Genomic DNA, 4,531 nt, shown 5'->3' on the forward strand with positions numbered 1-4,531 from the left:
CGCTGCTTGAGGGCCTTGTTATAAGAGGGCCAGTTGGTGATTTTAAAATTTTGTTTTGCCATGGAGACCTGATTTTGAAACAACTGTGGTGATCTGCTCCGATGATTACCCAAAAGTTCTATTTATTCAACAAAGCCCCTCCTCGCCGCTGTTGACCGCTCGATTGACATCCTGTGTGAAATGAGACGCTTGCAATGTGGCATCCGCATTGCTTTTAATGGTTGCGGTGAGTTGTTCTACGGACGCCGCGGTCTGTTGCAAATTGTTTTCGGTGTCTTCACAGCACTGCGACAGCGTATGATTACCCTGCGCGATATCACGGCAGGCGTCATTCAACGCTTGTAGGTTGCTGTTAACGTCATCAACGAAGGTACGAAAGTTCAGGCCTGATTGGTTGACTGTACGCATCAGTATGCCGATCTCATCGACGCGGTACAGTTGTTCCATGGAGTCTGCCTGGCCGGCGGCGGCGCGCATCGCCTGCTGTAAAATGTGCGCGAGTGGCGCGCGTGCAGGGCCGCGCCCGCCAGGGATAGGGGCAACAGACTGCATAGCAGAAAGCAGATACGAATACGCCAGCGCAAGGGTAAGGTTTTTGTCAGGTTTAACCATCCCCACAGGCAGCGATAGACTAACAGACCTTGAAAAAAGGTTTGGCGTGTCAGTTTACCGCGGTTGTCCCGGTCATACAGGGCTTCAGCCTGGGCTATTTCCTTGTGGGTGGCGGCGGTCCGTGCAGACATGTACCCCGTAAGCCGATCGCCCTTTTTTAGCGGTGTTTTGCTGGATCTTACCCAGTAGAATTCGCCATTTTTACGGCGGTTTTTGAAGATGCACGTACAGATGTTGCCCTTCTTTAGGGTGTTCCACATATCCGCGAACGCGGATGGCGGCATATCCGGGTGTCGGATAATATTATGAGGCTCCCCCATCAATTCCTCGGCATGGTAGCCGCTCACCTGAATAAAGTCTTTGTGGGCGTAGGTAATAAAGCTACCAGGCGTGGTCACAGACATAAGCCGTATTTCAGCGTCCAATGAATAGCGCTGCGAGAGGATGGGAAGATTTTTGCGCATGACGTAGTCCTTTAAATACAAATTCCGGGTACAGCGTGGTTAACACAAGAATCGCATTACCTAACCTGAATGCCGTAACCCGTGGCCGTGGCACTTTTATGCTTATCAATGTGCCTTAAGCCTGCGATGATTTTGGTGCTAAAGCATTCCAGCTTTTAAGCGTAAGTAAACATTTTATCACTAATCTGTAAGTAATATGTGCGCTGAATGGTGCAAAGCGTGACTAAATAGGATGATGAATGTTAATAATAAAGACGTGTACATACTTATGGACAGGTGAAAAAACTGCCGTCGATCGGATCCCCAATGAGAAAGTGTCTGTTTGCCACAGGGAGCGCAATGCTGCTTGTACTGGTTGTCTGGTACACCTCACCCCAGTGGCTGGCTGCTGTGGCGAGAAGCGTATTGCCTGAAGGCGCATCCTTTATCTTAAAATCCCGCCCTGTCTGGTACCAGGGAGTGAACACGGCGGGCGTGCGCATTGCGGTGGGTGACTGTGTGCTACTTGATGTCGATAATATCCAACTCGCGCGCGCGCAGCAGCGCTGGCGTGTAGACATTGATCGCTTAACGCTGGACACCGCCTGCCTGCCAGAGTCCTCCGATGACGCCGAGCCGGCGTTACTGGCACAGTGGCAGGCGCGGCTGTTCGCTGCTGACATCAACATCGGCCGTCTGGCTGTTTTGCCGTGGGACAGCTATGCCGGGAAGGTACAGCTAGTGATTGAGCGCCAGCAGCAATCCCTGCGTTACCAAAGTGAACTGTTATCGCTGACGGCCAAAGTGGAAGGTGCGCATTTTACATTGGAGAGCGCGGAGTTATCTGCACCGGATGTCGCCTCTCGTCTGGTGCTACGCGGTGAGGCCGATCTGGCGGAGAGTATGTCACAGCCGCCGTTGCGTGGCGCGTTGCAAGGGCGCATGGAAAGCGACAGTATCCCCGATCCGCTCACGCTGGCGCTGAACTGGCAAGGACCTCAAGGGGTTCTGCGTTTTGAGGCGCAACATGACAGCACGCCATTAGTGTCGCTGCAGTGGAAAATGAGCCCAGACCGTATCGATATTGAAAACGGCGTTTGGCGTTGGCCATACGCCGCACAACCCTTATCTGGTAATGTCTCAATGACGCTGCACGACTGGCGCGAGGGCTGGCAGCAAACGCGCATTGATGCGCGTATGAACATGTTGACGCAAGGGCATAACGACAGGGCCAATGCCGTGCTGGTGCTGGGACCAGGTCGAGCGGGGCTGATTGACAGCGCATTACGCTTTCAGCTTACTGTGCATGCCAATCTGGCTGACATTTCGTTGAGTGCCACCATTCCCGGCGAGATCCGCGGTTCTGTTATCAATCCAACTCTGGCGCTGTTGCCGGGATCGCTACTGCGTGCCTGGGGGCGACCTTCGGCGCAGACTGTGCTGGAGGAAGCGCGCTGGCCGCTGGCCGGTGTGAGCTTGAATGCCAGCGGCGTGAATGGTCGGTTACAGGCGATATTTCGCGCTCAGGATCGCTACTGGGGACGCATCGCGCTGCACCTAGATGGGCAGGCGCAAGATTTCTGGCCGGACAAGGGCCGCTGGCAGTGGCGCTATTGGGGCGAAGGGCGGTTGCCGCCGCTCGGAAGCCAGTGGGATGTCGCCGGACATGGACGTTGGGAAGATGCGCTTATTACGGTTGAGCAACTCTCCAGTGGGTTGGATCAGTTGCGCTATGGCCGCGTGCTGGCGCACCAACCGCGTTTAACCCTGACTGCGCCATTGCAGTGGCAACGTAACGTTGGGGAGGAACATTTTAGCGGAGCATTGCGCCTGACCTCGCAGCGGGTTGACCTGGGGGAAGGCGGATACCTTCCCCCCTCACAGTTGCTGTTTAGCGTCGAGGGACGTAGCCCATTCCATTTTCAATGGCAGGGCGATCTCAATGCGGAAGCGATCGGTCCGGTAGCGCTGCGTGGCCGCTGGGATGGTGAACGTCTGCGTGGTATGGGGTGGTGGGCGGCGCAGCCGTTAACTGTGTTTCAGCCACTGATATCGCCGAAACTGAACACCAACGTCCGTTCGGGGGAATTTTATGCGCAGGTGGCCTTTTCAGCAGCTCGCAAGCAGGGCTTCAGTGCAGGTGGACACTGGGTGTTGAAAAATGGCAGCGCCTGGTTGCCTGATGGGGAAGTGCGCGGCGTTAATTTTGTTTTACCGTATCGTTTTGCACAGCACCGCTGGGAATTTGGTGTCAAGCACCCCGTCACGCTGCATATCGACAAACTGGTCAGCGTCTTCACCATGCAGGATATCCATCTGGCATTGCAGGGCGCTTATCCCTTCAGTGAACGCAATCCTCTGATTTTGTCGCAGGCGGAGATGGGGGGGCTCGGGGGGAAAGTCAGTCTCTCTGCACTGCGTTGGCCGTTACGCGATCCGGTGTTGTTCACCGTTGAGGGCGTTGAACTGAGTGAACTGGTGACCGCGCTCAAGATAAAGCAATTTGCTCTTTCAGGAAAAATGAGTGGTGTACTGCCGCTCGATTTCAATAACCCGAAAAAGATGATCACACGCGGACAACTGCGTAACGACAAATCACTTACGCTGCGTCTTGACCAACAGCTGGCCGATGAACTGGCGCAACGTAACATGGCGCAAGGTGCCGTGGTGAACTGGCTACGTTATCTGGAAATCAGCCGCGCCTATGCCTCTGTGGACATGACGCCGCAAGGTGAAATGTCGCTGCTGGCGCATATTGAAGGCAAGAACTCGACGCGTAGCAGGCAAAAACCGGTCATACTTAACTACCGCCACGGGCAGGATCTGAGCCAGCTTTGGCAAAGCCTGCGCTTTAGCGGCACCGTGCAGGACACACTAGAGCAACGAGCCAATGAACGAGAATAAATTAAGGAAATTAGACAGTGAGCGCACGCGGCGTCGTTCTGTCCGCGCACCATGCGTGGCTGCAAGTCTGATAACGGTGCTGCTGGCAGGCTGTGTACCGCGCATTGAGGTGGCGGCACCGACCACACCGATCACCATCAACATGAACGTCCGGGTTGAGCACGATATCACTATTCGTGCTGATAAGGATGCCACGCGATTGCTGGAATCCGGTAATAACGCGGGGGCGGAGGCTGTGAGTGAAAGCGAAAGTCGAGTGGAAACCACAACCCGAGAACAGACGCGTGCGCAAACGGTAGTCACGCCTGCAGCGGCGGTTCAGGGACGCTGAAGCAAAAAAAAAGCGCGTCGAAAGACGCGCAGTGACTAACCAAACACACAATATTGAGACGGGGTAGATGAATCTGGGGCCTGATGGCGCATATGCCATCAGGTGTATTAGTCGCGACTAGATCTGACACTGGACCTTGAAAGGTTGAGAGTTACCGGTTTTGATATGGGTGCCTAATCCTTAAACAAAACGCGAGGTAACTCTCATGCTTCATACTAACAATCCCATTATCAAACACAAA

4 protein-coding genes are annotated in these 4,531 nt (G+C 54.4%); 3 read left to right on the forward strand and 1 reads right to left on the reverse strand.

The window, feature by feature from the left end:
* Positions 1-189 precede the first annotated feature (189 nt).
* On the forward strand, positions 190-345 hold the full coding sequence (locus QZ506_RS07880; RefSeq protein ID WP_291970231.1) for a hypothetical protein: 156 nt from the start codon (positions 190-192) through the stop codon (positions 343-345).
* A 62-nt stretch (positions 346-407) separates the two neighbouring features.
* Here QZ506_RS07880 and QZ506_RS07885 read toward each other — a convergent pair whose 3' ends face one another.
* A complete protein-coding gene (locus QZ506_RS07885; RefSeq protein ID WP_291970233.1) occupies positions 408-1,076 on the reverse strand; it encodes a PAS domain-containing protein in 669 nt (222 codons plus the stop codon).
* A 339-nt stretch (positions 1,077-1,415) separates the two neighbouring features.
* Between QZ506_RS07885 and QZ506_RS07890 the strand changes: the two genes are divergently transcribed.
* Together QZ506_RS07890 and QZ506_RS07895 are read left to right on the forward strand one after the other, a co-directional pair.
* Positions 1,416-3,959 (forward strand): YdbH family protein, encoded by a 2,544-nt coding sequence (locus QZ506_RS07890; protein ID WP_291970236.1) that lies wholly within the window; start codon positions 1,416-1,418, stop codon positions 3,957-3,959.
* Between the two features lie 55 nt (positions 3,960-4,014).
* Complete coding sequence (locus QZ506_RS07895; RefSeq protein WP_367272987.1) at positions 4,015-4,290, forward strand: YnbE family lipoprotein; 276 nt, start codon at positions 4,015-4,017, stop codon at positions 4,288-4,290.
* The last annotated feature ends 241 nt before the right edge of the window (positions 4,291-4,531 follow it).

Origin of the sequence: Candidatus Symbiopectobacterium sp., assembly GCF_020054415.1 — a bacterium.
Lineage (GTDB): Bacteria > Pseudomonadota > Gammaproteobacteria > Enterobacterales > Enterobacteriaceae > Symbiopectobacterium.